Raw genomic sequence first — 3,476 nt, forward strand, 5'->3', positions numbered from 1 at the left:
TTCGGTAACGGGTGTTCGGCGGTGTCCTACTCTCCCACACCCTGTCGAGTGCAGTACCATCGGCGCAGACAGGCTTAGCTTCCGGGTTCGGAATGGGACCGGGCGTTTCCCTGTCGCTATGGCCGCCGTAACTCTGTGAAACTGTCGACACACTCACGCTTTTCGAGTGTGTCGACAGTTTCACAGAGTTGCTTTCCCCTCGAGGAAAGAACAGTGTTCACTCCGACACCCTCGCGCAGCGAGTGTGTGTGCTGTTTCAGATACCGCACAGTGGACGCGTAGCTTCTTCGTGGTAAGTCCTCGGCCTATTAGTACCAGTCACCTGCACACATTACTGTGCTTCCAGTTCTGGCCTATCAACCCGGTGGTCTGCCGGGGGCCTTACCCCCTCGAGGGGGTGAGAAACCTCATCTTGGAACAGGCTTCCCGCTTAGATGCTTTCAGCGGTTATCCCTTCCGAACGTAGCCAACCAGCAGTGCCCCTGGCGGGACAACTGGCACACCAGAGGTTCGTCCGTCCCGGTCCTCTCGTACTAGGGACAGCCTTCCTCAAGTTTCTAACGCGCGCGGCGGATAGAGACCGAACTGTCTCACGACGTTCTAAACCCAGCTCGCGTGCCGCTTTAATGGGCGAACAGCCCAACCCTTGGGACCTACTCCAGCCCCAGGATGCGACGAGCCGACATCGAGGTGCCAAACCATCCCGTCGATATGGACTCTTGGGGAAGATCAGCCTGTTATCCCCGGGGTACCTTTTATCCGTTGAGCGACACCGCTTCCACATGCCGGTGCCGGATCACTAGTCCCGACTTTCGTCCCTGCTCGACCTGTCAGTCTCACAGTCAAGCTCCCTTGTGCACTTGCACTCGACACCTGATTGCCAACCAGGCTGAGGGAACCTTTGGGCGCCTCCGTTACATTTTGGGAGGCAACCGCCCCAGTTAAACTACCCACCAGGCACTGTCCCTGAACCAGATCATGGTCCGAGGTTAGATGTCCAATACGATCAGAGTGGTATTTCAACAACGACTCCACGACCACTGGCGTGGCCGCTTCACAGTCTCCCACCTATCCTACACAAACCGAACCGAACACCAATACCAAGCTATAGTGAAGGTCCCGGGGTCTTTTCGTCCTGCCGCGCGTAACGAGCATCTTTACTCGTAATGCAATTTCGCCGAGTCTGTGGTTGAGACAGCAGAGAAGTCGTTACGCCATTCGTGCAGGTCGGAACTTACCCGACAAGGAATTTCGCTACCTTAGGATGGTTATAGTTACCACCGCCGTTTACTGGGGCTTAAATTCTCAGCTTCGCGGGGCGAACCCCGCTAACCGGTCCTCTTAACCTTCCAGCACCGGGCAGGCGTCAGTCCGTATACATCGTCTTACGACTTCGCACGGACCTGTGTTTTTAGTAAACAGTCGCTTCTCTCTGGTCTCTGCGACCACCCCCAGCTCGGAGTGCAAGACTCGTCACCGGGGCTGGTCCCCCTTCTCCCGAAGTTACGGGGGCATTTTGCCGAGTTCCTTAACCACAGTTCTCTCGATCGCCTCGGTATTCTCTACCTGACCACCTGTGTCGGTTTGGGGTACGGGCCGTGTACCAACTCACTAGAGGCTTTTCTCGGCAGCATAGGATCACTGAATTCCCCTCAACGGGTACGCATCACCTCTCAGGCCTGATGAGACGCGGATTTGCCTACGTCTCGCCCTACCGGCTTACACCAGGTATTCCACCACCTGGCCCAGCTACCTTCCTGCGTCACCCCATCGCTTGACTACTACAGCCGGGGTCCCGTGCAGCCAGCGCGTCGACTCCCGAAGGAGACGACACACCTTTTGGACGGTTAGCACAACTGATTCGCCATTGGGCGCGGATACACGGGTACGGGAATATCAACCCGTTGTCCATCGACTACGCCTGTCGGCCTCGCCTTAGGTCCCGACTCACCCTGGGCGGATTAACCTGGCCCAGGAACCCTTGGTCATTCGGCGGACGAGTTTCTCACTCGTCTTTCGCTACTCATGCCTGCATTCTCACTCGCGCAGCCTCCACACCTGGATCACTCCGGCGCTTCCGTGGCTGCACGACGCTCCCCTACCCACCCACACCACTGCACAAGTTTCCGTAGAAACAAATGGGTGTTGTGTGAGTGCCGCGGCTTCGGCGGTGTACTTGAGCCCCGCTACATTGTCGGCGCAGAACCACTTGACCAGTGAGCTATTACGCACTCTTTCAAGGGTGGCTGCTTCTAAGCCAACCTCCTGGTTGTCTCAGCGATCCCACATCCTTTTCCACTTAGTACACGCTTAGGGGCCTTAGCCGGCGATCTGGGCTGTTTCCCTCTCGACTACGAAGCTTATCCCCCGCAGTCTCACTGCCGCGCTCTCACTCACCGGCATTCGGAGTTTGGCTGATTTCGGTAAGCTTGTGGGCCCCCTAGACCATCCAGTAGCTCTACCTCCGGTGAGAAACACGCGACGCTGCACCTAAATGCATTTCGGGGAGAACCAGCTATCACGGAGTTTGATTGGCCTTTCACCCCTACCCACAGCTCATCCCCTCAGTTTTCAACCTAAGTGGGTTCGGGCCTCCACGACGTCTTACCGTCGCTTCACCCTGGCCATGGGTAGATCACTCCGCTTCGGGTCTAGAACATGCCACTGATACGCCCTATTCGGACTCGCTTTCGCTACGACTACCCCACACGGGTTAACCTCGCGACATGCCACTAACTCGCAGGCTCATTCTTCAAAAGGCACGCCATCACCCCCAGCAGCAAGCTGCTCGAAGGCTCTGACGGATTGTAAGCGCACGGTTTCAGGTACTATTTCACTCCCCTCCCGGGGTACTTTTCACCTTTCCCTCACGGTACTAGTCCGCTATCGGTCACCAGGGAGTATTCAGGCTTATCGGGTGGTCCCGACAGATTCACACCAGATTTCACGGGCCCGGTGCTACTTGGGAACCCTTCACGAGAGCCGGCGAATTTTCGTCTACGGGATTCTCACCCTCTACGACGGGCCGTTCCAGACCACTTCGACTAATCCACCGGTTTCTTACTCTCGCCCACCATGACAGTGATGGGAAGAAAGGCCCCACAACCCCACGAGTGCAACGCCTGCCAGCTATCACACACCCGCGGTTTAGCCTCTTCCGCTTTCGCTCGCCACTACTCACGGAATCACATGTTGTTTTCTCTTCCTGTGGGTACTGAGATGTTTCACTTCCCCACGTTCCCTCCACACACCCTATATATTCAGGTGCGGGTAACACGACATCACTCGTGCTGGGTTTCCCCATTCGGAAATCCTCGGATCACAGCTCGGTTGACAGCTCCCCGAGGCATATCGCAGCCTCCCACGTCCTTCATCGGCTCCTGGTGCCAAGGCATCCACCGTACGCTCATAAACACTTACAACAAAGATGCTCGCGTCCACTGTGCAGTTCTCAAACAACACACAACAACCCCTAC

Annotated in this window: 2 rRNA genes; both read right to left on the bottom strand. The window is 56.6% G+C overall.

Going from position 1 to position 3,476, the window contains the following annotated elements:
• Window positions 1-13: 13 nt before the first annotated feature.
• A 5S ribosomal RNA gene (gene rrf / locus M1M07_RS32060) occupies window positions 14-130 on the bottom strand.
• Between the two features lie 158 nt (window positions 131-288).
• Window positions 289-3,422: ribosomal RNA gene (locus M1M07_RS32065) — 23S ribosomal RNA — on the bottom strand.
• Window positions 3,423-3,476: the final 54 nt, after the last annotated feature.

Source organism: Rhodococcus sp. HM1 (genome assembly GCF_023218075.1).
In the GTDB taxonomy this organism is placed as follows: Bacteria; Actinomycetota; Actinomycetes; order Mycobacteriales; family Mycobacteriaceae; genus Rhodococcus.